This is a genomic window from Buchananella sp. 14KM1171 (assembly GCF_041380365.1).
Classification (GTDB): Bacteria; Actinomycetota; Actinomycetes; order Actinomycetales; family Actinomycetaceae; genus Buchananella; species Buchananella felis.
In genome coordinates this window covers 819,837-844,968 of record NZ_CP159981.1, presented here as the reverse complement: position 1 = coordinate 844,968, position 25,132 = coordinate 819,837, and the positions used below count along the sequence as shown (strand labels likewise).

At 69.8% G+C, this 25,132-nt stretch carries 25 protein-coding genes; 20 read left to right on the top strand and 5 right to left on the bottom strand.

The window, feature by feature from the left end; all coding sequences use genetic code 11:
* The first annotated feature begins 61 nt into the window (after positions 1-61).
* Together rplM and rpsI are read left to right on the top strand one after the other, a co-directional pair.
* Positions 62-505, top strand: coding sequence for a 50S ribosomal protein L13 (rplM, locus tag ABYF38_RS03325; RefSeq protein ID WP_371152724.1), 444 nt, complete (start codon positions 62-64; stop codon positions 503-505).
* A gap of 30 nt (positions 506-535) precedes the next feature.
* A complete protein-coding gene (rpsI, locus tag ABYF38_RS03320; RefSeq protein WP_371152723.1) occupies positions 536-1,021 on the top strand; it encodes a 30S ribosomal protein S9 in 486 nt (161 codons plus the stop codon).
* Positions 1,022-1,524: 503 nt separating this feature from the next.
* On the opposite strand, the gene ABYF38_RS03315 is transcribed toward rpsI, so the two are convergent.
* Positions 1,525-2,934 carry an IS3 family transposase gene (locus ABYF38_RS03315; RefSeq protein WP_371152722.1) on the bottom strand — a complete coding sequence of 470 codons (1,410 nt, stop codon included), beginning with the start codon at positions 2,932-2,934 and terminating at the stop codon, positions 1,525-1,527.
* Positions 2,935-3,461: 527 nt separating this feature from the next.
* Between ABYF38_RS03315 and glmM the strand changes: the two genes are divergently transcribed.
* Both glmM and ABYF38_RS03305 read left to right on the top strand, forming a co-directional pair.
* Positions 3,462-4,814, top strand: a complete 1,353-nt coding sequence (glmM, locus tag ABYF38_RS03310; protein WP_371152721.1) for a phosphoglucosamine mutase — start codon at positions 3,462-3,464, stop codon at positions 4,812-4,814.
* 408 nt (positions 4,815-5,222) lie between these two features.
* Positions 5,223-5,999 carry a DedA family protein gene (locus ABYF38_RS03305; protein ID WP_371152720.1) on the top strand — a complete coding sequence of 259 codons (777 nt, stop codon included), beginning with the start codon at positions 5,223-5,225 and terminating at the stop codon, positions 5,997-5,999.
* Here ABYF38_RS03305 and coaA read toward each other — a convergent pair.
* Complete coding sequence (gene coaA / locus ABYF38_RS03300; RefSeq protein WP_371152719.1) at positions 5,996-6,943, bottom strand: type I pantothenate kinase; 948 nt, start codon at positions 6,941-6,943, stop codon at positions 5,996-5,998. The genes ABYF38_RS03305 and coaA overlap by 4 nt on opposite strands.
* 79 nt (positions 6,944-7,022) lie before the next feature.
* Here coaA and ABYF38_RS03295 point away from each other — a divergent pair, with 79 nt between their 5' ends.
* The 14 genes from ABYF38_RS03295 to ABYF38_RS03230 all read left to right on the top strand — a co-directional run bounded on the left by ABYF38_RS03295 (position 7,023) and on the right by ABYF38_RS03230 (position 20,631).
* Positions 7,023-7,373 (top strand): holo-ACP synthase, encoded by a 351-nt coding sequence (locus ABYF38_RS03295; RefSeq protein WP_371152717.1) that lies wholly within the window; start codon positions 7,023-7,025, stop codon positions 7,371-7,373.
* Positions 7,370-9,520 (top strand): bifunctional ADP-dependent NAD(P)H-hydrate dehydratase/NAD(P)H-hydrate epimerase, encoded by a 2,151-nt coding sequence (locus tag ABYF38_RS03290; RefSeq protein ID WP_371152716.1) that lies wholly within the window; start codon positions 7,370-7,372, stop codon positions 9,518-9,520. Before ABYF38_RS03295 ends, ABYF38_RS03290 begins: the two co-directional genes overlap by 4 nt.
* Complete coding sequence (locus ABYF38_RS03285) at positions 9,517-10,764, top strand: alanine racemase (protein ID WP_371152715.1); 1,248 nt, start codon at positions 9,517-9,519, stop codon at positions 10,762-10,764. Before ABYF38_RS03290 ends, ABYF38_RS03285 begins: the two co-directional genes overlap by 4 nt.
* Entirely contained in the window at positions 10,761-11,348 is a 588-nt protein-coding gene (gene tsaE / locus ABYF38_RS03280; protein WP_371152714.1) for a tRNA (adenosine(37)-N6)-threonylcarbamoyltransferase complex ATPase subunit type 1 TsaE, read from the top strand. Before ABYF38_RS03285 ends, tsaE begins: the two co-directional genes overlap by 4 nt.
* On the top strand, positions 11,348-12,016 hold the full coding sequence (tsaB, locus tag ABYF38_RS03275; protein WP_371152713.1) for a tRNA (adenosine(37)-N6)-threonylcarbamoyltransferase complex dimerization subunit type 1 TsaB: 669 nt from the start codon (positions 11,348-11,350) through the stop codon (positions 12,014-12,016). The genes tsaE and tsaB overlap by 1 nt, the downstream gene beginning before the upstream one ends.
* Positions 12,013-12,459, top strand: coding sequence for a ribosomal protein S18-alanine N-acetyltransferase (rimI, locus tag ABYF38_RS03270; RefSeq protein WP_371152712.1), 447 nt, complete (start codon positions 12,013-12,015; stop codon positions 12,457-12,459). The genes tsaB and rimI overlap by 4 nt, the downstream gene beginning before the upstream one ends.
* Before the next feature lie 306 nt (positions 12,460-12,765).
* Entirely contained in the window at positions 12,766-13,824 is a 1,059-nt protein-coding gene (tdh, locus tag ABYF38_RS03265) for an L-threonine 3-dehydrogenase (RefSeq protein ID WP_371152711.1), read from the top strand.
* A gap of 71 nt (positions 13,825-13,895) precedes the next feature.
* Positions 13,896-15,092: a glycine C-acetyltransferase gene (locus ABYF38_RS03260; RefSeq protein ID WP_371152710.1), complete on the top strand. Its 1,197-nt coding sequence runs from the start codon at positions 13,896-13,898 to the stop codon at positions 15,090-15,092.
* Positions 15,093-15,437: 345 nt separating this feature from the next.
* Positions 15,438-16,151, top strand: a complete 714-nt coding sequence (locus ABYF38_RS03255) for a succinate dehydrogenase cytochrome b subunit (RefSeq protein WP_371152708.1) — start codon at positions 15,438-15,440, stop codon at positions 16,149-16,151.
* An 8-nt stretch (positions 16,152-16,159) separates the two neighbouring features.
* Positions 16,160-18,118: a fumarate reductase/succinate dehydrogenase flavoprotein subunit gene (locus ABYF38_RS03250; protein WP_371152707.1), complete on the top strand. Its 1,959-nt coding sequence runs from the start codon at positions 16,160-16,162 to the stop codon at positions 18,116-18,118.
* A complete protein-coding gene (locus tag ABYF38_RS03245; RefSeq protein WP_371152706.1) occupies positions 18,115-18,864 on the top strand; it encodes a succinate dehydrogenase/fumarate reductase iron-sulfur subunit in 750 nt (249 codons plus the stop codon). The genes ABYF38_RS03250 and ABYF38_RS03245 overlap by 4 nt, the downstream gene beginning before the upstream one ends.
* 95 nt (positions 18,865-18,959) lie before the next feature.
* Positions 18,960-20,006: a tRNA (adenosine(37)-N6)-threonylcarbamoyltransferase complex transferase subunit TsaD gene (gene tsaD, locus ABYF38_RS03240; protein WP_371152704.1), complete on the top strand. Its 1,047-nt coding sequence runs from the start codon at positions 18,960-18,962 to the stop codon at positions 20,004-20,006.
* A 104-nt stretch (positions 20,007-20,110) separates the two neighbouring features.
* A complete protein-coding gene (locus ABYF38_RS03235; protein WP_371152703.1) occupies positions 20,111-20,254 on the top strand; it encodes a hypothetical protein in 144 nt (47 codons plus the stop codon).
* Entirely contained in the window at positions 20,251-20,631 is a 381-nt protein-coding gene (locus ABYF38_RS03230) for a hypothetical protein (RefSeq protein ID WP_371152702.1), read from the top strand. The genes ABYF38_RS03235 and ABYF38_RS03230 overlap by 4 nt, the downstream gene beginning before the upstream one ends.
* A 31-nt stretch (positions 20,632-20,662) precedes the next feature.
* On the opposite strand, the gene ABYF38_RS03225 is transcribed toward ABYF38_RS03230, so the two are convergent.
* On the bottom strand, positions 20,663-22,021 hold the full coding sequence (locus tag ABYF38_RS03225; protein WP_371152701.1) for a THUMP-like domain-containing protein: 1,359 nt from the start codon (positions 22,019-22,021) through the stop codon (positions 20,663-20,665).
* Positions 22,022-22,238: 217 nt separating this feature from the next.
* Between ABYF38_RS03225 and groES the strand changes: the two genes are divergently transcribed.
* Positions 22,239-22,535, top strand: coding sequence for a co-chaperone GroES (groES, locus tag ABYF38_RS03220; RefSeq protein ID WP_371152700.1), 297 nt, complete (start codon positions 22,239-22,241; stop codon positions 22,533-22,535).
* Between the two features lie 137 nt (positions 22,536-22,672).
* On the opposite strand, the gene ABYF38_RS03215 is transcribed toward groES, so the two are convergent.
* Complete coding sequence (locus ABYF38_RS03215; protein ID WP_371152698.1) at positions 22,673-22,963, bottom strand: WhiB family transcriptional regulator; 291 nt, start codon at positions 22,961-22,963, stop codon at positions 22,673-22,675.
* Positions 22,964-23,174: 211 nt separating this feature from the next.
* On the opposite strand from ABYF38_RS03215, the gene guaB reads away from it, so the two are divergent.
* Positions 23,175-24,689, top strand: coding sequence for an IMP dehydrogenase (guaB, locus tag ABYF38_RS03210; RefSeq protein WP_371152696.1), 1,515 nt, complete (start codon positions 23,175-23,177; stop codon positions 24,687-24,689).
* 209 nt (positions 24,690-24,898) lie between these two features.
* Here guaB and ABYF38_RS03205 read toward each other — a convergent pair whose 3' ends face one another.
* A complete protein-coding gene (locus ABYF38_RS03205) occupies positions 24,899-25,081 on the bottom strand; it encodes a hypothetical protein (RefSeq protein ID WP_371152695.1) in 183 nt (60 codons plus the stop codon).
* Between the last annotated feature and the right edge of the window lie 51 nt (positions 25,082-25,132).

The window sequence follows — 25,132 nt, the reverse complement described above, 5'->3', positions numbered from 1 at the left end:
GAACTTCCATACCCCTTGGGTATCTAAGGCCCGCCGCCGAAACGAAACGAAGGCAACGCCCGTGCGCACCTTTACTCCGAAGCCCGGCGACATCGACCGCAAGTGGTACGTCATCGACGCCACCGATGTTGTGCTCGGCCGACTCGCGGCCCAGGTCGCGAACCTGCTCCGTGGGAAGCACAAGCCGACCTTTGCCCCGCACGTTGACACCGGCGACTACGTCGTCATCGTCAACGCGGACAAGGTTGTTCTCACCCGTGGCAAGGCGGACAAGAAGTTCGCCTACCGTCACAGCAACTACCCCGGTGGTCTGACCGCCGTTTCCTACCGCGACCTGCTCGCCACGCGCCCCGAGCGCGCGATCGAGAAGGCCGTGCGCGGCATGATTCCGCACAACCGCCTTGGCCGTGAGCAGCTCAAGAAGCTGAAGATCTACGTGGGTGGCGAGCACCCCCACGCCGCTCAGCAGCCCGAGGTTTTCACCATCGACCAGGTCGCCCAGTAAGCGGCTACCTAGCAGGATTTGAGGAATAACGTGGCAGACACGACCACTGAGTTCGACGAGTTCGACGCTCCGGCGAGCTACACCACCGAGACCGAGGTTCCGGCCGCTGGCCTGGGCAAGTCCATCACCGCCCCCGGCTCCGCCCTGGGTCGCCGCAAGGAGGCTGTTGCCCGCGTTCGCCTGGTGCCCGGCACCGGCGAGTGGAAGCTCAACGGCCGCACCCTGGAGGACTACTTCCCGAACAAGCTGCACCAGCAGCTGGTGCGCTCCCCGTTCACCATCCTGGACCTCGAGGGCCGCTTCGACGTGATCGCCCGCATCAACGGTGGTGGCATCTCCGGCCAGGCCGGCGCCCTGCGCCTGGGCATCGCCCGCGCCCTGAACGAGATCGACGTTGAGGCTAACCGCCCGACCCTGAAGAAGGCCGGTTTCCTCACCCGCGACGCTCGCGCGATCGAGCGCAAGAAGGCCGGTCTCAAGAAGGCCCGCAAGGCCCCGCAGTACTCCAAGCGTTGATCTTGGCTGCATAAGACGGCCCCTGGTCGTCAACGGGTGGTGCCCCGCCGATTGCTCGGTTGGGGCACCACCCCTTTTTGTGTCCCCGCAGTGGGTGGGAGGGGGCGTGGGCTGGAGGGTGCGCTGGCGCGGTGGGTGTGCCGGGCGTGGTGGGTGTGCGCGGTCCGGCGCTGGTGTGCCGGTGTGCAGGCGCGCCGGTGCGGCAGGCTTCCCCCGAGCGTACAAGCGTGCGGCCGGGGTACATGCGACCGCTTGGGGGCGCGGCACCGGTCGGTCGGATGTACCCCGTTGCAGCATTTGCGAGCTTGGGGGCCGGGGATGGGTGCTGTGGGCCTCGATGGGGCGCCGGTGCTCGCCGTAGGTGCCGGGTGTGCGCAAGCGATTGAGGGCTTAGTGCACCTCTCGTAGGGTTGGTGCACCTCTCGTGGGCTTAGTGAACCAGTCGTAGGCTTACCCGGCCGGGTAACCCCTCAATCGGTGCACCATGGACTGACCCCTGTTTGTTAGACAGTGAGTTTGTAGTGTTGTTGCCGGTAGTTTACCGGACTTGTGTGTAGTTTGCTTACGATTCGTTCTTCGTTCCACCATGTGATGTATTGGCTGATTAGTTCCTCCAGGCTTTCATAGTCGTCGTGGGGGTTTGAGTTGAGGTTTAGTTCGGTTTTCAGGCGGGCGAAGAATGCTTCGGCGGGGGAATTGTCCAAGCAGTTGCCTTTACGAGACATTGACTGGCAAGCGCCTAGGGATTCAATCAGCTCGCGGTAGTCGTATGAGAAGTATTGCCCGCCTTGGTCGGTGTGGATCACTGTCCCGGTCAAGTCTGCTTTTTGGGCATACTGTTTGATCATGTTGGTAACTAGTTGTGTGGTGGCGCTTTTGCCTAGCTGCCAGGCCACGATCTCGTTGTTGTACAGGTCCAGCAAGGGCGAGAAGTAGTACCAGGAGCCCGCCCAGGAAATCTGGGTGATATCAGTAACCAGGCATTTACCGGGCTTGTCGGCATGGAACCGACGTTGGAGACGATTAGGGATTTTGGCTTGAGTGCCAGCAAACGAACGGTAGTGCTTACGACGCGGGCAGGCCCCCTTCAGTCCGGCCATCCTCATCAGTCTGGCGACCTTCTTGTGGTTGAACACCTGGGGTGGGTAGTTGCCAAAGCCCTGAGCGATCAACGCGGTGATGCGCCGACACCCATAGCGGCCTTGGGCGTAGTCAAAGGCTGCCTTGACTACCTCTAGGTCCGGGTTGGGCTGGTTCGAGCGTTTCCGGGCCCAGTAGTAGGTCGAGCGAGCAAGCCCCACGATCGCGCACAGTCTTGATACCGGGTGTATGGCTTTGAGGGTAGTGACCAAGAGGATCAAGAGCTCTTGCCACGTATCAACCTCATCCCTCAAAGCACAAGATTTTTCCAGCAGCTCCACGTGTAGCGCGTCCAAAGCCTGGCGTTTTTCTTCGTTGGGGGCTTGAGCCTTGGCTGTTTCGATGTGGTGGCGCATTTCTTGCAGCCATTTACCCCAATGCTCGAATCGGTATCCTGCTTTCTGGGCGCGGTTAATGCGCTCGTATGCGGCTTTAGCGCTTGTTTCAGGGTCGACCATTTTTCTGTCCTCTAGCCAGCGTCCGAAAATGATCGGGTAAGAACCGGCCGGTAGTCCGTACTCGCGAGTGAGTTTGCCCGCGTTTTCACCAGCAAGCCATCTCATCCCGATCTCGGTCTTTAATTCTACCGGCCAGAAACGCGGCACGCGTTCTTGACGGGCTAGGTCAAAACCATCACGATCAGCTTCCCGACAAATCCGGCGTGCTGTCTCATACGACACGCCCGCACGCGCAGCACACTGACTAACCCGCAAGCCCTGCTCATACAAATCCAGCACCATCAACCGACGCTGAAAACGCTCCTCTATCGACACAATCCCTCCCAAGACCAGGACTGTCCAACAACAAGGGTTCGGTCCACCAAGAGCTCAATAGGTCGGGAAACCCTACAACCGTTTGCGCAACGCCGGCCGGCCCGGCCCCGGCGAGGCGGGGCCGGGGGCGCGGGCGGGAGCGGCGGGCTGCCCCTGAGCGTACAAGCGTGCGGTCGGGGTACATGCGACCGCTCGGGGGCGCGGCACCGGTCGGTCGGATGTACCCCGTTGCAGCATTTGCGAGCTTGGTGGCCGGAGGAGGGGTGCTGTGTTTCGTGCCGGTGGTGGGGGCCACGGAATCGCGTTGAGTGGTGGCGTTGACACGTCCCGGCGCCGGAGCGCGTTGACCGCCGCGCTGGGGTGGCCCCACCCAGGCGTGAGCGGAGTTGACGCGAGCGTGCGCCATCCGCTTAGGAGTGAGCGCTAATCGTTGTGATCTTGCGGAAAACGGCCAAATGATGCGGCGCGGAGGGCGGCGGCGTGCCAACATCGAGGTGCCGCGCTGGCGGTAGAAGGAAGGACGTTTCATGGCTCGACTCTTTGGCACTGACGGCGTGCGGGGACTCGCAAACGCCAAGATCACCCCGGAGCTGGCGCTCTCCCTGGGCGTGGCGGCGGCGGGCTGGCTGCGCCAGCACCCCCGCCCGGACGGGGAGAAGCCGCAGGCCGTGGTCGGCCGCGACACCCGGATCAGCGGCGAGTTCCTGGCGGCGGCGGTCGCCGCTGGACTGGCCTCCGGTGGTGTGGACGTCACCCGCGTGGGTATCGCCCCCACGCCGGCGGTGGCCTACCTGACCGCCTCCCAGGACTACGACCTGGGCGTCATGATCTCCGCCTCCCACAACCCTATGCAGGACAACGGGATCAAGTTCATCGCCCGCAGCGGTTACAAGCTGGACGACTCCGTGGAGGATGAGCTCGAGTCCCTGCTCTCGCAGGACTGGGAGCGCCCCACGGGCGCCGGAGTGGGGGATATCCACCGGGACATCTCCCGCTCCGACCACGCCTACGTGGAGCACCTGGTGGGGGCGGTGGGCGCCAAGCGCCTGCGCGGCCTGCGCATCGCGGTGGACTGCGCCAACGGCGCCGCCTCCCAGATCGGTCCGTGGGCGCTGCGCGAGGCCGGCGCGGACGTGGTGGTCATGAACGCCTCCCCGGACGGGGAGAACATCAACAAGGCGTGCGGCTCCACTCACCCGGAGCAGCTGCAGGCCGTCACCGTGGCCTCCGGCGCTGACTTCGGTGTGGCCTACGACGGCGACGCGGACCGCTGCCTGGCGGTGGACGCTCAGGGCAACCTGGTGGACGGTGACCAGATCATGGGCCTGCTGGCCGTGGCCATGAAGGAGGAGGGCACCCTGGCCCAGGACACCCTGGTGGTCACCGTCATGTCCAACCTGGGCCTGAAGCTGGCGATGCGCGAGGCCGGGATCACCACCGTGGAGACCGCAGTGGGTGACCGCTACGTGCTGGAGGAGATGCTGCGCGGTGGCTACACCCTGGGCGGCGAGCAGTCGGGTCACGTCATCAACTCTCGTTACGCCACCACCGGCGACGGCATCCTCACCTCGATGCTGTTGGCCGCCCGCCTGAATGACACGGGCCGCTCCCTGGCGGACCTGGCCAGCCTGGTGAAGCGCCTGCCGCAGACGCTGGTGAACGTTGCCGGCGTGGACAAGGCTCGGGTGGACGACGATGCCGAGCTGGCCGCTGCGATCGCGAAGGCCGAAGCCTTCCTGGGGGACTCCGGGCGGGTGCTGCTGCGCCCGTCGGGCACCGAGCCGCTGGTGCGCGTGATGGTGGAGGCCCGCACTCAGGAGGAGGCCGACGCGGTGGCTCACCGCCTGGCCGCCGTGGTCAAGGACCGCCTGGCCCTGTAGCTGCGGCCGTGGCCGGCCCGGGCCCCCACCACCGGGCGCAGGCTCCGCCCGCCGTGCCCGCCGTGCCCGCCGTGCCAGCTGCGCCCGCCGTTCTCGCTGTGCCCGCCGTGCCGGGCACGCCGGCTCCCGCTGGCCACTGCTTGTTAGCCGTCGGCGGCGCGCCGCAGAACTCGACGATGGGTGAATGTGTCTCCGTGGGGAACGCCCCCGGGCCGCGTTTTCACCCATCACCGAGTTCTGTTTGGGGCCGGGCTGGAACTCCGGACCGAAGCGAGTGGGCCCAACGGAGGGGAGGGGAGCGTTTGCGGCGGGGTCCTCGCGGAGGGCAACGCCGCGCACTTCTCACCCTTGGGGACGACGGGCGCGGGTGCGAAAGTGGGCTACCTTTGCAGGGTCGAAGGAGGCGAAATGCACTGGTTGGAAGCGATGCTGCTGGACCTGGGGGCAACCCCCTGGGCGATGGCCGCGCTGTACGTTCTCTGCGTGGTGGACGGCGTGTTCCCGGCCGTGCCCAGCGAGTCCGTGGTCATCGGCTTCGCGGTGCTCAACGCCTCCCACGGCTTCCCGTCGCTGTGGCTGCTCTTCCCGGTCGCCGCGATCGGCGCCTTCACCGGTGACGTGATCGTCTACCACCTGGGCCGCAAGATCCCGCTGGAGCGGATCTGGTTCATGCGCGGCCCGCGCGGCACCGCCGCCCTGGACTACGCCCGCAAGGCGCTGGCCAAGCGCGGCACGCTCTACATCCTCTCTGCGCGCTTCATCCCGATCGGCCGCGTGGCCGTCAACCTGGTCTCCGGGGCCACCGAGTTCCCGCGCCGCCGCTTCGTTGCCACCGCCGCCCTGGCGGGCTTCGTGTGGGCCGGGGTGGGAATCCTGATCGGCTCGGGCGTGGGTGCGTTCCTGCACCACAACCCGCTGCTGGGCATCTTCGTGGGCATCTGCGTGGGTGTGCTGGTGGGGATGCTCGTGGACAAGCTGGTGGCCCTGGTGGGGCGCGCCTTTGCTCGCCGCTCCCCGGAGGGACAGCAGCTCACCCCCGCGGCGCTCGCGGCCATCGACGTGGCCGAGGCCGTGGCCGTGCAGCCCACCCGCCTGGACCACCTGCGGGCCCTGCGCAAGGAGCGTAAGGATCGGCGCAACGCGCGCCCTAGCGCCAGGCGTACCGCCCGCCGGCGCACCCGCTAGGGTTTGCGCAGCAGGAGCCGCTGGATGGAGTGATCCGCCCCCTTGGACAGGATCAGGTTGGCCCGCCCCCGCGTGGGCGCCACGTTCTGCACCAGGTTGGGCAGGTTGATGGTGCGCCAGATCCGCTGGGCGTGCTGCACCGCCTCCTCGTCGCTCAGGTGCGCGTAGTTGCGGAAGTAGGAGTCCCGGCGGGAAAAGGCCGTGGTGCGCAGGGCCAGGAAGCGCTCGATGTACCAGTTCTCGATGTGCTCCGGGCGGGCGTCGACATAGATGGAGAAGTCGAAGAAGTCGCTCACGGCAAGGTGGAAGGTGCCCTGCTGGGTGGCGCGGGCAGGCTGGAGCACGTTCAGGCCCTCCACGATCAGCACGTCGGGAGACTCGATGGTCTGCTCCTGGCCGGGCACGATGTCGTAGACCACGTGGGAATACACGGGGGCCGAAACGACGGGGCGGCCGGACTTAACGTCGGACATAAAACGCAGCAGGGCGCGGCGGTCATAGGATTCGGGGAATCCCTTGCGGTGCATCAGCTCGCGGCGTTCCAGCTCGGCGTTGGGCAGCAGGAAACCGTCGGTGGTCACGAGTTCCACGCGTGGGGTGGCGGGCCAGCGCGCCATCATCTCCCGCAGGAGGCGCGCCGTGGTGGACTTGCCCACGGCCACCGAACCTGCCACCGCGATCACGAACGGGGTGGGGCGCCCGCCACGGCCCAGGAAGTGGCGCGAACGCTCGTTCAGGTCCCGCTTCGCGGCCACGTAGAGCTGCAGGAGGGCGGAGAGGGGGCGGTAGATGGCGTCGACCTCGTCCAGCCCGATCGGGTCGCCCAGGGAGGACAGGCGGCGCAGGTCGGCGTCCGTGAGCGGCAGGGGGGTGGCCTCTGCCAGCGCGCTCCACTGGTCGCGGCTGAACTCGGTGAACGGCGTGACTGCCGGGCTAGAACTCACGCAGAGTATTGAACAACACGCGCGGGCGGGAGCGGGCAACAAGCGGGTGGGCAAAGTGGGGGAGGGGTAGGCTGCGGCCATGATCGTGGGCCTGGGAGTGGACATCGTGGACGTGGACCGGTTCGAGCGCGCCCTGGCCCGCTCCCCACGCCTGGGCCAGCGCCTGCTCACCCCCGCAGAACTGGAGGGAAAGCCCGCCTCCCGGGCCGCCCGCTTCGCCGCCAAGGAGGCCTTGGCCAAGGTGCTGGGCGCGCCCCCCGGCCTGCGCTGGCATGACTGCGAGGTGGTTGGCGGGGGCAATACGCCGCCGACGTTCCGCCTGACCGGCACCGTAGCTGCGGCCTGCGAGCAACGCGGCATTACGGACCTGCTGCTCACCCTGTCCCACGACGGCGGCATGGCCGTGGCCGTGGTGGTGGCCCAGAAATGAAGGCCGCCCACCTGGCCGGGGACGTGCGGGCGGCGGAGGCCGCGCTGGTGGCGGCCGCGCCGCCAGACCACTGGATGCGGCAGGCTGCGGCCCACGTGGCCCGGGCTGTGCGCGGGGAGATCCGGGCACGTGGGCGGGGCGTGTACGGGGCGCGCGTGCTGGTGCTGGCGGGCGCGGGCGACAACGGGGGCGATGGGCTCTACGCGGCGGCCTTGCTGGCCAGGGGCGGGGTGGAGGTGCGCGCGGTGGCGCGCCGGGAGGCCCCGGAACAAGGCGGGGACGCGCCGCAGGCGACTGCGCTGGATGGGCTCTGCGGGCCGAAGGCGCCGGGGCCGGCTGGGTTCAGCCGGCCGAAGGCGCCGGGGCCGGCTGGGTTCAGCCGGCCGCAGGTGTCGGGGCCGGATGGGGCGCGCAAGTCGGCGGCGACCGGGCAGGACGCGAATGGGCAGGCGCCTGCGGTGCTGGGCACCGGTTGGCGGGCCCACCCGCGCGCACTGCAAGAGGCCCTGCGCGCCGGGGTGCGGCTGGAGGCCGAGGTGAGCGCGGAGTTGGCCGAGTGGGCCGCGAGCGCAGATGTGCTGGTGGACGCGCTGACCGGCACGGGCGTGGGGCGAGGGCCGGGCAGCGCCCTGCGCGGCCCGGCCCGCAGTTGGGTGGAGAAGCTGTTGCATTTGCTGCCGGGGGCCTGCGGGGAAAGCGAGTGGGCGGCCAACGCGCGGCCGCTGCCCGCTGGGGAAGCTGGGCCGAGCGCGCAGGCCGTGGAGTGGTCAAGTGGCGCTCCCCAGAAGGCGTTGCGGGCGGGGCCCGCCGTGGTGGCCGTGGACCTTCCCTCCGGGATCTGCCCGGACAGCGGGGAGGTGCACGGGCCCGCGCTGCCAGCGACGCTCACCGTCACGATTGGCTCGGCCAAGGCGGGCCTGCTGCTGCCGCCCGCGGCGCACCTATGTGGACGCGTGGAGCTGGTGTTGCCCGAGCTCTTCCCCGCATCGGCCGCCCCGGCCGATGCGGGCCCCGCCCCCGCCGCTTCCGGTCCCGCCCACGCCGTCCCGGCGGTGCTGCGCGTGGAGGACTCCGACGTGCGCGCCCACTGGCCCGTCCCGCCCGCCCGGGCCCACAAGTACACCCGGGGCGTGCTGGGACTGCTGGCCGGCTCGCGCGATTACCCGGGCGCGGCGGTGCTGGCCGCCACCGCCGCCGTGGAGGCGGGGGTGGGAATGCTGCGCCTGCTGCCCGGCACCACGGAGCAGAACCACCCCGCGCAGCCCCGCCCAGCACAGCCCCGCCCAGCACAGGCCGACCCCGAGCAACCTCACTCCGCGCAGCCCCAGGCCGCGCAGGCCGTGCTGGCCGCCTGCCCCGAGGCCGTGCCCGGCGAGGGGCGCGTCCAGGCGCGCGTGCTGGGCCCGGGCCTGAGCGCCGCCGAGCTGCCCGCCGCCGGCCGCCTCATCGAGGCGGCCCGCGCCGACTGCCTGCCGCTGGTAATCGACGCCACCGGGCTGGGGGCGGTGGAGGGGGCGTCGTCCATCCCACTGCCGCCGCTGACGGTGCTCACCCCGCACGCCGGCGAGCTGGCCCAGCTGCTGGCCCGCCTGCCCGGTGCCGTGCCGGACCGCGCCGAGGTGGAGGCCCGCCCCGCCCACTGGGCGCGCCGGGCCGCGCAGCTGACCGGGGCGGTGGTGCTCCTGAAGGGGGCGGTCACCGTCGTGGCGCCCCCGCACGGCAGCCTGCTCACCGCCACCGGCGCGCCGGCCTGGCTGGCCACAGCCGGGGCCGGAGACGTGCTCTCCGGTCTGCTGGGCGCTCTCCTCAGCGCTCGCGGCGAGCACCTGAGCCAGCTCTGCGCCAGCGACCCGGCCGCCGCCCAATCCGAGCTGGCCTGCCTTTCAGCCCTGGCCGCCCACGTGCACGCCCGCGCCGCCGCGCAGACCAACCCGGGCGGTCCCCTGCGGGCCCTGGCCGTGGCCCGGCAACTGCCCGCCACCCTGGCCGAGTTGCTGGCCGCCCACCCGGCCCCTCCGCCGGGCGGCGTGCCGAGCAAGGCGGCGGGTGGAACGTCGGCCATCCCCGGGCGGGCAGGGCGTGCGGCGGCGTGGCGCGCGGCACCGCAAATCTCGTCCCGGCGCGGGCGTGGAAGAATGACCCCATGACCGTCGCGCCCGCATTCCCCGGCCGCGCCCTCATCAGCCTGCCCGCCCTGCGCCACAACCTGGCGCTGCTGGCCGGCCTGACCCCGGGCGCGCAGCCCGTCGCCGTGGTAAAGGCCGACGCCTACGGGCACGGCGGCGCGATCGTTGCCGCCGCCATGCTGCGCGCGGGCGTCAAGCACCTGGCCGTGGCGCAGCTCAGCGAGGCGCTCGAACTGCTCCAGCGCCTGGAGGAGACCGGCTGCCCGCTGCCCGCCGACGGCTCCATGCTCGCCTGGATTTACGCCCCCGGCACGGACCTCTCCGCTGCCGTGCGCGCCGGGGTGGACCTGACCGTCTCCGCCCCCTGGCAGTGGCGGGCCGTGGCCGCCGCCGCCCGCGCCACCGGCCTACCGGCCCGCGTGCACATCCAGGTGGACACCGGCATGACCCGCGCCGGCTTCCGCCCCGAGCAGCTAGACGACGCCCTGACCGAGGCGCGGTCGCTGGCGGGAGAGGGCCTGGTGGGCGTGCGCGGCGTGTGGACCCACCTGGCCCGCGCCGACTCCCCGCAACCCGGCGCCGTCGCCGCCACGCGCGCCCAGTTGGAGAGCTTCACCGCCTGCGCCGAGCGCGTGCGCGCCCACTTCCCGGCCGCCGTCCGGCACGCCCTGGCCACCTCCGGCGCGATCTACTACCCGCACTACGCCTTCGAGCGCGTCCGCCTGGGCATCTCCCTGTACGGCCTGGCCCCCAACGCGCACTGGGAGGAGGAGTACGCCGGGCTGGACGACGCTGCCGCCCCGGCCGGTGCGCTGGCTGAGGCCGCGCGGCGGTGGCGCCAGGTGAGCGCCCAGCTGCGGCCCGCGATGAGCCTGCGAGCCCCGCTGCTCCAGGTCAGCCGCGTCACGGCGGGCACGCCCGTCAGCTACGGTGGCACCTGGCAGGCCCCCACCGAGCGGTGGCTGGGTACGGTTCCGCTGGGCTATGCCGACGGGGTGCCGCGCCACGCTAGCAATGCCGTACACGTGTGGGCGGCAGGCGCGCTGCGCCAGCAGGTGGGCCGGGTGTGCATGGACCAGTTCGTGATAGACCTGGGGCCGGTTTTAGGCGAAGAGCCCCCGGCCGTCCCGGGGGATGAGGTGGTGCTGTTTGGCGCCGCCCCCGCCCCGAGCGCCGATGACTGGGCCGCCGCGTGCGGCACCATTGGCTACGAGATCGTGACCCGCGTGGGGGCGCGCGTGCCGCGCGTGGAGGAGGAAGAGTGAACGAATACGGACCCGTAGAGCTGGCGGACGCCCAGGCCACGCGCGCCTTCGGGGCCCGCCTGGCGCGGCTGGCCCGCCCGGGCGACCTGCTGGTGCTCTCCGGCCCGCTGGGGGCCGGCAAGACCACGCTGACCCAGGGTCTGGGGCAGGCGCTGGGGGTGCGCGGGCGCGTCTCTTCCCCCACCTTCATCATCGCCCGCGTCCACCCCGGCCCCACCCCGCTGGTGCACGTGGACGCCTACCGGATCACCTCCCTGGACGACCTGGAGACCCTGGACCTGGACGCCACCCTGTACGAGTCCGTCACCGTGGTGGAGTGGGGCAGCGGCAAGGTGGAGTCCCTGGCCGACTCGCGCCTGGAGATCACCCTCTCGCGCCCCGAGGGCGGATTGGACCTGGGCGAGGACGGCGGGCGGGGCGCCGCGTCGGGCAGTGAGAGCGGCGAGAACGGTGAAGGCGGCGCGGGCGCCGAGGACGCGGGCGCCGACGCGGAGGCGGAGCCGCTGGCCAGCTCCCGCTTCGTGCGGCTGCGCGGCTTTGGTCCGCGTTGGGAGAACGTCGATTTCTCGGTTTTGGAGGCGTGATGCGCGTTTTGGTGATCGATTCCTCTGCCGGTTCTCTGGCCGCGCTGGTGGACGTGGATGGCGGGCGCGCCAGCGTGCTCGCCCAGGCCGCTAACGCCAGCGCCCGCCAGCACGCAGAGTCCCTCTCCCCGCTGGTACGCCAGGTGCTTGCTGAGGCCGGTACCAAGTTGGCCGACGTCGACCTCGTGGTCGTCGGTACGGGCCCCGCCCCCTACACGGGTCTGCGCGCCGGGATCGTCACGGCCAGGCTGCTGGCCAGCGCCGCCGGGGTGCCGGTGACCGGCGTGTGCCCGCTGGACGTGCTGGCCGCCCAGGCCTTCGCCGGCGGGGCGGACGGGGAGGTGCTGGTGGCCACCGACGGGCGGCGCCGCGAGGTCTACTGGGCCACCTACCGGGCGGACGGGGACGACGTTGCCCGCGTGCACGAGCTGGCGGTGGAGACCCCTGCTGCCGTGCGGGCCTGGCTGGCCGGTGAGGGCGCGGGCGTGGCCGGGGTGACCGGCCCGGGCGTGGGCCTCTACGACCAGGCCCTGGAGGCGCGCGGGGAGCAGGCCGGGCAGCTGGAGGCAGGTGCCTTCGCGCGCCTGGCCGCCGCCCGCTACGCGGCGGGCACCGTGGGTAGCCTGGAGCCGGCCTACCTGCGCCGCCCGGACATCCACGGCCAGTGAGTAGCTCCCTGGAGATAGTGCCGCTGGAGGCGCAGGACGCCGACGCGCTGGCCGTGATGGACCAGCTGCTGTTCGGGGCCGAGGCCTGGGGACCAGGAGCCTTCGAGAGCGAGCTGGCCAACCCCGACCGCACCTACCTGGGCCTGGTGGAGGGCGAGACCCTGTGGGGCTTTGGCGGGATCTCTCTGTGTGAGGACGCCGAGCTGATGACCATTGGGGTGCTGCCGCCCTGGCAGGGCAAGGGCCAGGCCGGGCGCTTGCTGGACGCGCTGCTGGAGGCCGCGCGGGCGGCCGGGTCGGTGCGCGTGCTGCTGGAGGTGCGCTCCCAGAACCAGGCGGCCCAGCGTCTCTACGCGTCGCGCGGCTTTACGCAGATCGCGGTGCGGAGGCGCTACTACCGTCTGCCCACGGACGACGCGTTGGTGATGGAAAAGCCGCTCTAGAGCCCAGCAGGGGCAGGGCGCCTACGAGTGCGCGCGGGGTGTCTGGCGCGTCCTGCTTGCGGCGGCGCGGCGGGGCCGGGGAGCAGTGGCGTGCACAGTGGGAGGGGTGGCCGGCGGCAGCGTCGCCCACGAGGCCACAAAGCGCGGGACTGGCCGCAACCACCGGCCCAGCCAGCAACACGTAGACAACTACCAACGCCCCAAAATCGGCGCGCACGGCAAGCGGAGCGGGGCAAAATGGGACTGCGCAAAGTGAACCTGGCCTCGCTGCCGACGTTGCAGAGCCAACTGTCAAAGGAGACGTAAGTGCGTGCCCTCCGCAAAACTGCGCCGGCCCCGGGGCTGGAGCTGTGCGAGATCCCCGAACCGATGGTCGGCTACGGGGAGGTCAAGATCCGCGTGCAGCGCGCCGGCCTGTGCGGCACGGACGTCCACCTCTACAACTGGGACGGCGGCGCGCCCGGCTCCCTCACCCCACCGCAGACCCTCGGGCACGAGTTCTGCGGGCAGATCGTGGAGGTGGGCCCGGGTGTGGTGGAGGGCTACGGCCCGGACGAGTTGCACGTGGGCCAGCGCGTCAGCGTCGAGGGGCACATCGTGTGCGGGCGCTGCCGCAACTGCCGGGCCGGACGGCGCCACATGTGCATCCGCACCATCGGCATCGGCGTGAACCGGGACGGCGGATTCGCCGACTACGTGGTGGTGCCGGCCCGCAACGTGTGGGTGCAGCCGGAGGAAATCGATGTAGAGCTGGGCGCCCTCTTTGACCCGCTGGGTAACGCCGTGCACTCCTGCCAGCCGCTGGAGCTGACCGGCCAGGACGTGCTCATCACCGGCGCGGGACCAATTGGGGTTATGTGCGTGGCCCTGGCCAAGCACGCCGGCGCCCGCAACATCGTTATCACAGACATGCAGGCAGATCGCCTGGAGCTGGCGCGCCGCGCCGGGGCCGACGCTGCCGTGGACATCACCACCGATTCGCTGGCCAGCGTGATGACCGCCCTGGATATCCGCGAGGGCTTCGACGCGGGCCTGGAGATGTCCGGGGCACCGGGTGGCCTGTCTACGCTGATCGATTCCTGCACCCACGGCGCCACCATCTCCCTGCTGGGGCTGCCCAAGGGCCCCTTCCCGGTGGAGTGGGGCAAGGTGATCACCTCGATGCTCACCATCAAGGGAATCTACGGGCGCGAAATGTTCGACACCTGGTATCTAGCCACCTACATGATGCAGACCTCGGCCCGCCTGCGGGAAACGGTGCGCTCCATCATCACCCACCGCTTTGCCCCCGAGGAATGGGAAGCCGCCTTCCAGGTGGCCGCCTCCGGGAGTGCCGGAAAGGTAATCATCGACTGGGAGCGCTAAGGAACGCCTAGCCGCACCCAGGCGCGGGCACCGCCCGCCCCCGCCACCCGAAACGAGCACAGGAGAAAACAGTGGACACCCTCACCCCGCAGCTGGAGCAGGCGCTGGAGCAGATCCGGGCCGCCGGGCTCTACAAGTCCGAGCGCGAGATCCTGGGCAAGCAGGGCCCGCGCGTGGAGACGGCCGCTGGGCAGGCGCTGAACTTCTGTGCCAACAACTACCTGGGCCTGGCCGGGGACCCGCGCCCCGCGCAGGCCGCCAAGGAGGCGCTGGATAGGTGGGGCTTTGGCCTGTCCTCCGTCCGCTTCATCTGCGGCACCCAGGACCAGCACCGCGCCCTGGAGCGGGAGATCGCCGCGTTCCTGGGTAAGGAAGACGCGATCCTGTTCTCCTCCTGCTTCGACGCCAACGGCGGCGTGTTCGAGGCGCTGTTCGGGGCGGGGGACGCGATCGTGTCCGACGAGCTCAACCACGCCTCCCTGATCGACGGCATCCGCCTGTGCAAGGCCGCCCGCTTCCGCTACCGCAACGCCGATCTGGCGGACCTGCGCGCCCAGCTGGAGGCCGCGCGCGCCGGGGAAGCGCGGCAGGTCGTGATCGTGACCGACGGCGTGTTCTCCATGGACGGCTCCTACGCCCCGCTGCCCGGCATCTGCGACCTGGCCGAGGAGTTCGAGGCGCTGGTGCTGGTGGACGACTCCCACGCCACCGGTTTCGTGGGCCCCGGCGGGCGCGGCACCGCCGCCCTGTTCGGGGTGGAGGAGCGCGTGGACATCCTGACCGGCACCCTCGGCAAGGCGCTGGGAGGGGCCAGCGGCGGCTACGTGGCCGGCCCGGCCGCAGTGATCGACATGCTGCGGCAAAAGGCCCGCCCCTACCTGTTCTCTAACACCCTCGCCCCGGCGATCGTGGCCGGCTCCCGCGAGGCCTTGCGCCTGGCGGCGGGGGCCGACGCTGAACGCGACCACCTGGAGAAGATGGCCGCCTTGTTCCGTGGCCTGATGGAGCAGGCCGGCTTTGAGGTGCTGCTGGGCAGCCACCCGATCCACGCCGTCATGTTCCCCGGCGAGGACGGCGCCCGCCTGGCCGGCCAGATCGCCGCCAAGATGCTGGAGCTGGGCGTCTACGTCACCGCCTTCTCCTTCCCCGTGGTGCCGCGCGGCAAGGCCCGCATCCGCGTCCAGCTCTCCGCCGCGCACAGCGAGGACGACGTTCGCGCCTGCGTGAGTGCTTTCGAAGCCGCCCGCGCTGCGGTGAGCACCAGCTGAGGAGCGCACCGGCCGGTTGCGGGTCGGGCGCGCTCGCGGGGCGGTGGGGCGGCGACGTCGGACACCAAAGAAGGCCGGTACGGCGCCCAACCAAGGGGACACAGGCCGCCGCGCAGGCAGGGCAGCGAGCCGGGCCTAACGGGCCGCACAAAGGGGGCGAGCCATTACCGGACGGGCCGGTAACTAAAATCGTGTCCTAATTCGCTTCACACCGGCTCTTTCTGACTAAAGGCAGGGGCGGCGTCTGGCCCCAAAACCCAGCAATCTAGCCAAAAACTCCCAAACCTCGCCCGGGTGCGCCATAAGTCCTAATAGGGCACGCGGCGGCTCGGTAGCGTTCGGCACGTGGCCAAGAAAGTAACTCCCCGTACCGCCGGACGCACCAACGTCGCGCTCAAGCGCACGATGGCCGTCACCGGCTTCCTGTTCATCTTCTTCATCCTGATGCACTCCTACGGCAACCTGAAGATGTTCCTCGGCGAAGAGGCATTTGACGGGTACGCCCACTGGTTGCGCGACCCGCTGCCGCACATGATCCCGCCGGGCTGGTTCCTCTACGCCTTCCGGGCCCTGCTGCTGCTGGCACTCGTGGTCCACTTCTACGCCGCCTTCAAGATGTGGCACCTGGGTGCCAAGGCGCGCGGACGTGACCGCTACGTGGTGAAGAAGTCCATCTCTGCCTCCCCGGCCTCCCGCTACGCCCACCTGACCATGCGTTGGGGCGGCGTGGTGCTGGCCCTGTTCATCGTCGCCCACATCCTGCAGTTCACCACGCTGCACATCCAGTGGGGCGGCGACTACCTGGCAGAGGGAGTGGGCCCCTACGACCGCATGGTCATGGCCTTCCAGCTCTGGTGGGTCTGGGTCATCTACTTCATCGCCATCCTGGCCCTGAGCCTGCACATCTGGCACGGCGTGTGGAGCGCCATGCAGTCCATGGGGTGGGTGCGCAAGTCCACCCTCGACGGCACCAAGCTGGTCGCCTCCCTGGCCGCCCTGGGCATCCTGGTCGGCTTCATGGCTCCCCCCACCGCCATCCTGCTTGGCTTTATTAAGTGAGGTTAGACGTGACTGAAGAACTGATCGACGGCCTGTACCGCGAGGGCGAGGCCCTGGTGGACGGCAAGTGCCCCACCGGCCCGCTGGCCGAGCGTTGGAGCAAGCGCAAGTTCGACGCGCGCCTGGTCAACCCCACCAACCGCCGCAAGCTCTCCGTGATCATGGTCGGCACCGGCCTGGCCGGCGGCGCCGCCGCTGCCTCCCTGGGCGAGATGGGCTACAACGTCAAGGCCTTCTTCTACCAGGACTCCGCCCGCCGCGCGCACTCCATCGCCGCGCAGGGTGGTATCAACGCCGCGAAGAACTACCGCAACGACAACGACTCCGTCTACCGCCTGTTCTACGACACGGTCAAGGGTGGCGACTTCCGCGCCCGCGAGTCCAACGTCTACCGCCTGGCTGAGGTCTCCGCCGCCATCATCGACCAGTGCGTGGCCCAGGGCGTGCCCTTCGCCCGCGAGTACGGTGGTCTGCTGGACAACCGCTCCTTTGGTGGCGTGCAGGTCTCCCGCACCTTCTACGCTCGTGGCCAGACGGGCCAGCAGCTGTTGATCGGCGCCTACCAGGCCCTGGAGCGCCAGGTGAATGCCGGCACCGTCAAGGAGTACAAGCGCCACGAGATGGTGGACCTGATCGTGGTGGACGGCCGCGCCCGCGGCATCGTTGCCCGCAACATGGTCACCGGCGAGATCGAGACGCACCTGGCCGACGCCGTGGTGCTGGCCACCGGTGGCTACGGCAACGTCTTCTTCCTGTCCACCAACGCGATGGGCTGCAACGGCACCGCCATCTGGCGTGCGCACCGCAAGGGCGCCTACTTCGGCAACCCCTGCTTCACGCAGATCCACCCCACCTGTATCCCCGTCTCCGGCGACTACCAGTCCAAGCTCACCCTGATGAGTGAGTCCCTGCGTAACGACGGCCGCATCTGGGTGCCCAAGAAGGCCGAGGACTGCTCCAAGGACCCGCGCGACATCGCCGAAGAGGACCGCGACTACTACCTGGAGCGCATCTACCCCGCGTTCGGAAACCTGGTGCCGCGTGACATCGCCTCCCGCCAGGCCAAGAACATGTGCGACGAGGGCCGCGGCGTTGGCCCCGGTGGCCTGGGCGTGTACCTGGACTTCGCCGACGCCATCGAGCGCCTGGGCCGCGACGCGGTCAGCGCCAAGTACGGCAACCTGTTCGACATGTACCAGCAGATCACCGGTGAGAACCCCTACGAGGTGCCCATGCGCATCTTCCCGGCGGTTCACTACACCATGGGTGGCCTGTGGGTGGACTACGACCTGCAGTCCACCATCCCCGGCCTGTACGTGACCGGTGAAGCCAACTTCTCCGACCACGGCGCCAACCGCCTGGGTGCCTCCGCCCTCATGCAGGGCCTGGCCGACGGCTACTTCGTGTTGCCCAACACGATCAACGACTACCTGGCCGACGGCCCGTTCGAGAAGATCGACGAGTCCCACCCGGAGGTCGTTGCCACGCTGCGCGACGCCCAGGAGCGTTTCGACAAGCTCCTGTCCATCAACGGCGAGCGCTCCGTGGACTCCTTCCACAAGGAGCTGGGCCACATCATGTGGGAGTACTGCGGTATGGCCCGCGACGAGGAGGGCCTGAAGAAGGCGATCGGCCAGATCCGCGCCCTGCGCGAGGAGTTCTGGCGCAACGTGCGCGTGCCGGGCACCGGCAACCAGCTCAACCAGTCCCTGGAGAAGGCCGGCCGCGTGGCCGACTTCCTGGAGCTGGGCGAGCTCATGTGCATCGACGCCCTGCACCGCCGCGAGTCCTGCGGTGGCCACTTCCGGACCGAGTCCCAGACTGAGGAAGGCGAGGCCATGCGTCACGACGACCAGTTCGCCTACGTGGCGGCCTGGGAGTTTGGCGGCGACGGGCAGGCGCCCATCTTGCACAAGGAAGACCTCGTTTACGAGTACGTCGAGATGAAGCAGCGGAGCTACAAGTGAACATCAACCTTCGAATCTGGCGACAGAACGGCCCGGACGCCAAGGGCGCCATCCACGAGTACCAGCTCAAGGGCATCTCTGACCACATGTCCTTCCTGGAGATGCTGGATGTACTCAACGAGGAGCTGTTTGCGAAGGGCGAGGAGCCGATCGCATTCGACTCCGACTGCCGCGAGGGCATTTGTGGCCAGTGTGGTGTGGTGATCGACGGTTTGGCCCACGGCCCGCTGCGCACCACCACCTGCCAGCTGCACATGCGCTCCTTCAACGACGGCGACACCATCACGATCGAGCCATGGCGTTCCACCGCGTTCCCGATCATCAAGGACCTGGTGGTTGACCGCACCGCCTTCGACCGGATCATCCGCGCCGGTGGCTACATTTCCGTCAACACGGGTGCCGCGCCGGACGCGCACGCCACCCCGGTGCCCAAGCCGCACGCCGAGCGCTCCTTCGAGGCCGCCGCGTGCATCGGTTGCGGTGCCTGCGTGGCCGCGTGCCCCAACGCCTCCGCCATGCTCTTCACGGCAGCGAAGATCACCCACCTGGGTCTGCTGCCGCAGGGCAAGCCGGAGCGTATGGCCCGCGTGGTGTCCATGCTGAACCAGCACGACGAGGAAGGCTTCGGTGGCTGCACCAACATTGGTGAGTGCGCCGCGGTCTGCCCCAAGTCCGTGCCGCTGGAGACCATCTCCATGCTCAACCGCGAGCTGGGCCGCGCCCGCTGGGCCGGCGTGCGCGTCTGAGCTGGAATGCCGCGTCAGGGGCGGCGGGTTCGCGTGAGCGGGCCCGCCGCCCCGGCGTTTTTCCGGGGAGGCTGGACAGCGCTAGGCTGGAGGGTGTGGAACCCTTGATCCTTGGCATTGAATCCACCTGCGACGAGACGGGTATCGCCCTGGTGCGCGGTCGCACCCTGCTGGCCGACGTCACCGCCACCTCCATGGAGGAGCACGCCCGCTATGGCGGCATCATCCCGGAGATCGCCTCCCGCGCCCACCTGGAGGCCATCGAGCCCACCCTGAACGAGGCCCTGGAGCGGGCCGGGGTGAGCCTGGCGGACGTGGACGCCATCGCGGTGGCCGCCGGCCCCGGCCTGATCGGTTCCCTCACCGTGGGCGTGTGCGCCGCCAAGGCCCTGGCCCTCGCCCTGGACAAGCCGCTGTACGGCGTGAACCACGTGCTGGGCCACCTGGCCGTGGACGAGCTGGTGGACGGCGAAATCCCGCCCGGCTCTATCGGTTTGATCGTTTCCGGCGGCCATACCAACCTGCTGCACTTGAAGGATATGGCCCGCGACATCGTGGAGTTGGGCGGCACCTTGGACGACGCTGCCGGTGAGGCCTTCGACAAGGTGGGCCGCCTGCTTGGCCTGCCCTACCCGGGTGGCCCGCACGTGGACCGCCTGGCCCGCGAGGGCGACAAGCAAGCCATCCGCTTCCCGCGTGGCCTGTCCACCGGCAAGCACGTGGCCGCCCACCCCTACGACTTTTCCTTCTCCGGCCTGAAGACCGCCGTGGCCCGCCACATCGAGGCCCTGGAGGCCAAGGGGCAGGAGCTGCCTGTGCAGGACATTTGCGCCGGCTTCTCAGAGGCCGTCAACGAAGTCCTGGTGGACAAGGCCTTCGCCGCCGTCAAGGCCTTCGCCGCCCCGGCGCTGATCGTGGGCGGCGGCTTCTCCGCCAACTCCCGCCTGCGCGAGCTGCTCAAGGCCGGTCAGGAGAAGTACGGCGTGGAGGTGCGCTTCCCGCCGCTGAAGTACTGCACGGACAACGGCGCCCAGATCGCCGCGCTCGGCTCCATCCTGGCCCGCGCGGGCGTGGAGCCCAGCCCGGCCGACTTCGCCCCGGACTCCTCCCTGCCGCTCTCCCAGGCCAGCCTGCTGCCGTAGCAACGACGGCCCGCGCGCTGACGGACGCCCCAGGGGCGCGCGGGACGGCGCGCGGCAAGCCGTCCCCCCCCCCCGCCCCACCCCAAGCATGATTGAATGTGACCATGGTCACTTCGTCTCGGTCTGTTGAGCCGCGCCCCTTCACGGTCAAGGCCGTGGCGCTGCTGGTGCTGTTCGGGGTGGGCATCCCCGCCCTGTTCGTTCTCGCCGTCTCCCTGTGGAGCCTGGTCGCCTGGGGTGCGTCGTGAGCGCCCGCCTCTCCTGGCCCGCCCTGCTGGCGGGCGTCATGTTCGTTGCCGCCTACACCGCCGCGCTGCGCTGGGTGGACGGGTTCGCTCAGATGGTCGGTGACTCCAAGGGCCTGTCCGCCCTGTTGGCCGCCGCCCCGCTGGCCGCGTTCCTGTGCTGCCTGGTGGAGTCCTACCGCTTCGGTTGGGGCGTGCTGCGCCCGATCGTGGCGGCCGTGGCCTTGTCGGTGACGGTGGCTGCGGTTTACGGCTTCCTGCTGGACCAGCCCGACGCCGTCGCGGTCTACGCCGCCGGTTTTCTTGCCCCGGCGTTGGTGGGGGAGGGGGCCGGCCAGCTGGTGCGCCGCCTCACCCGCCCTAATCCGCAGCCGCGCTAGCCAGATTTGGCCGCAGCCGCGCTAGCCGCCCCTAGCCGAGCGGTTCCACCACGATGGCCCGGTGGCGCCCCTCCACGCGCGTAGCGATGAGCGTGGCAGCCCCGGACCCGCGCAGCTTGGCCGCCGCCCGCAGCGTGGCCGGGTCCAGGTCCGCGCCGCGCTTCTTGATCTCCAGCGCGCCAACATCGTTTGCCTTGGCCCACTTGGAGATCGCCGCCGCCTTGAGCGGCAGCACCTCCAGCATCCGGTAGGAGCGGTAGAACGGGCTGGCCGACGCCCCCTGCGCCGCCGCCCCCTCCGCAGCCTTCTCCGCGCCGCCCTCCGGCGCGCTTGGGGTGGCCGACGTCGCCGCCCCACGTTCCTTCTCCTCGGCCCGCTCCTCGCTGCGGCCTGCGGGGGCCGGGGGCGGGGCGGCAGCGTCGTCCACTCCGGCCGGGAGGCTGGGGCCGGTCAGGTAGGCGATGGCGGGGGAGATGGGGGCGGCGTCCAGGCTGGCGGCGATCTGGGGGATCAGGCCGGCGCGGATGACGGCGCCGTCGGGCTCGAACAGGTACTCGCCGAGCGCGGTGGGCTCTAGCTGCTCGTGGGGGCGGCTGGGGTCGCCGGCCTCGCTGAGCACGTGGGCGGCGCCGTCCCGGATCACCAGCGCGCTGCGGCCGGGGCCTTCCAGGGCCAGGGGGCCGCACCAGATGGCGGCCTCCACCACCTCGCCGTCCACGCTGGCCCACTGCACGTGGGAGTCGGCGGGCAGCAGGGATAGGTCTATGCCGGGGGCCACCTTCACGCCCAGGGCCGGGACGTGCCGGCGCCACGAAAACACGGTGGATAGGGAGGGGGACCAGTCCTCGGGGCGGCTCAGGCGCCCGCCGCCTGGCCGGCGGCGGGCCGGGTCGGCAAAGAGCGCGTCCGCCCCCAGCGCGGCCAGGTCCAGTGCGGTGGCGTCCGCGTGCAGCACCCGGGCCGACGGGAACAGGGCCAGGTTCACCGTGGCGCAGGCGGCGGTGACCTCATCGCGCTCCACCGCGGTCACCTGCAGCCCCCGGGCGGCCAGAGCCAGGGAGTCGGCCCCGATGCCACAGCCCAGGTCCGCCACGTGCGTGGCGCCGGCGGCGGCAAAGCGCTGCGCGTGGTGCGCGGCCACACTCAGGCGCGTGGCCTGCTGCAGGGCGTCCGAGGTCAGCAGCAGGCGGTCTGCAAACGGGCCGAACTTGGTGGCCGCCGCCGCCCGCAGGCGCGACTGGGTGAGCAGGCTCGCCACCAGGGCCGGCTCCAGGCCGCGCTCGCGCAACTTCTTGTTCAACCCCGCCGCGCCGGCCCCCGTGTACTGCGGCAGCTGCGCCAGCAGGGCCTGGCCGGTGGCGGTGAAAAGCGCGGGATGAAGCTCAACCATGGCGACATTCTTTCAGAGCGGCGCGGCGCGCCGGTGGCTGAGTGGGCCCCCGCAAAATGCGCTGAGAGCGCATTGGCGCCGCCCGGTTGGCACTCACCTTGACCGAGTGCCAGCCCCGCCCTAATCTGAGTCCGTGGCGCCTAGGCGCTGCGTGCAGGCCGGCCCCCGCGACGGCGGCCTACAGACTTTGTAGATCACTCAAGCTAGGAGAACCTGCATGTCGGTTACTTTGAAGCCGCTCGAGGACCGCGTGGTCATCAAGGCCCACGCTGCTGAGCAGACCACCGCCTCCGGTCTGCACATCCCGGACACCGCCAAGGAGAAGCCCCAGGAGGGCGAGGTCGTGGCCGTTGGCCCGGGTCGCGTTGACGACAAGGGCAACCGCGTTCCCGTCGACGTCGCCGTTGGTGACCTGGTCATCTACTCCAAGTACGGCGGCACCGAGGTCAAGTACGGCGGTGAGGAGTACCTGATCATCTCCGTCCGCGACCTGCTGGCCGTCGTGGAGCGCTGAGCCAACGGCTCATAGATAAAGGTTGTGGCGGGCACCTTCTAGGTGCCCGCCACAACCTTTTGTACTTCCCGCCCGCTTGGGCCGGTGCGCCGGGCGGCCAAGCGGTAGCGCGCGGCCGGCGGAGCGTCGTGCCCCTATCAGGCGCTGCGGCGCTGGCGCTGGGAGATCAGCAGGGCGCGCTCGTCCTCAGACAGGCCGCCCCACACCCCGTAGGGCTCGCGGGCCTGGATGGAGTGCTCGCGGCATTCCATCATCACGGGGCAGGTGCCGCAGATCGCCTTGGCGCCGGCGATGCGGCGGCGGCGGGACATGCCGCGCTCGCCGTCCGGGTGGAAAAACAGGGAGGAGTCCATACCTTGGCAGGCTCCTTCGAATTGCCAGTCCCAGGCGTCCAGGGCGGGACCAGGCAGGCGGGTCAACTCAGCCATATTCACTCCAATCGACAGATTCACTGCCTCGAACTTACCAACGAAATCGCCGTAATTTCAAAATTGCAGCAAAGTTGCAAGTTCTTCCCAGGCTGCTTCCAGGAACGGCGTGATATAGCGAAAAAAGCCGCCCCGCCGGGCGGCCATACGTGCCGATTGCCACGCCCGCAGCGGGCGATTGGGGCGGGAGGGCGGCGCTAGAATCGCTGTGGTGAGCATCGATTTCCGTGCGGCCCTGGAGCCGCTAACTGGCCTAACGTATGACGACGTCCTGCTCCTGCCGGAGCTCACCGATGTGATCCCCTCTGAGGTCTCCACGCGCACGCGGCTGACCCGGGAGATCGAACTCAACATTCCCATGCTCTCCGCAGCCATGGATACCGTGACCGAAGCCCGCATGGCAATCGCCATGGCCCGCCAGGGCGGCATCGGCATTCTGCACCGCAATCTCTCCATCGAAGAGCAGGCCCAGCAGGTGCGCCAGGTCAAGCGCTCGGAGTCCGGCATGGTCAACGACCCCGTCACGGTGCGGCCGGAGGCATCAATCGCCGAGCTGGACGCACTGTGCGGCCACTACCGAGTCTCCGGCCTGCCGGTCGTAGACGAGTCGGGCATCCTGGTTGGCATCATCACCAACCGCGATCTGCGCTTCGTGCCGCCGGAGACCTGGGGCACCACGCAGGTGCGCGAGTGCATGACCCCCATGCCGCTGGTGACCGGCCACGTTGGCATCGACCGCGAGGAGGCCAAGCAGCTGCTGGCTAAGAACCGCGTGGAGAAGCTGCCTATCGTGGACGACGATGGCCGCTTGCAGGGTCTGATTACGGTAAAGGACTTTGTTAAGACCGAGCAGTACCCCAACGCCTCGAAGGACGCCGACGGGCGTCTGCTGGTCGGCGCTGCGGTGGGCTACTGGGGTGACACCTGGGAGCGCGCCACGGCGCTGCGTGACGCCGGCGTGGACGTGCTGGTGGTGGACACCGCCAACGGTGGTGCCAAGCTGGCGCTCGAGATGATTTCTCGCATTAAGTCTGACCCGGAGTTCGCCGGCGTGCAGGTGATCGGCGGTAACGTCGCCACCACCGAAGGTGCGCAGGCCCTCATCGACGCCGGAGCTGACGGCGTGAAGGTGGGCGTGGGGCCGGGCTCCATCTGCACCACCCGCGTGGTGGCGGGTGTGGGCGTTCCCCAGATCACCGCCATCCAGCTGGCGGCCATGGCCTGCAAGCCGGCTGGCGTGCCGCTGATTGCGGACGGTGGCCTGCAGTACTCCGGTGACATCGCCAAGGCCCTGGTGGCCGGCGCCGACGCCGTCATGGTCGGCTCCCTGCTGGCCGGCTGCGAGGAGTCCCCGGGCCAGCTCGTGTTCACCAACGGCAAGCAGTACAAGCAGTACCGCGGCATGGGCTCCCTGGGGGCCATGAGCTCGCGCGGCCGCAAGTCCTACTCCAAGGACCGCTACTTCCAGGCCGACGTGGACAGCGACGACAAGATCGTGCCCGAGGGCATCGAGGGCCAGGTGCCCTACTCCGGCTCCCTCAGCGCCGTGATGAACCAGCTGGTCGGCGGCCTGCAGCAGTCGATGTTCTACACCGGCGCGCGCACCATCACCGAGCTGAAGAACAACGGTCGCTTTGTGCGCATCACGGCCGCTGGCCTGAAGGAAAGCCACCCGCACGACGTCCAGATCACCGTGGAGGCCCCCAACTACACCGGGCGTTCCTGAACAGGGCTGAGCTGGTAGCAGATAGAGGCGGTGGCCGGGCAGTTCAACTGCCCGGCCACCGCTTTTTGTTTCCGCCGACGTTCCCGCCCGCCTGTGGCATACATTCGGCCGACGCTCCACCCGCATACACGTTGAATGCGGCGGGAGGAGCGTCGGCGGACAAAATCAGCGTGGGCACGCGCAGGAATCAGGCGCGCAGCGGCGCGGCACTACGGACACTGGGTGTCGGCCAGGTTGGTGGTGCGGCCGTGGCGGCGCAGCCAGTCGTTGAAGCTCTCCGCCCACTTGCGGTGGGCCTCTCGCTGCCAGTCGTAGCGCTCGGCGGGGGAGAGGGTGGCGAACTCGGGGTAGCGGGCCAGGAGCACGCGGAGCACGTCGAGGGTGGCGCGCACGTCAACGTTGGCCGTGTGCAGGTCCCCGGCGGGGGTGCCCCTATGTTGTTT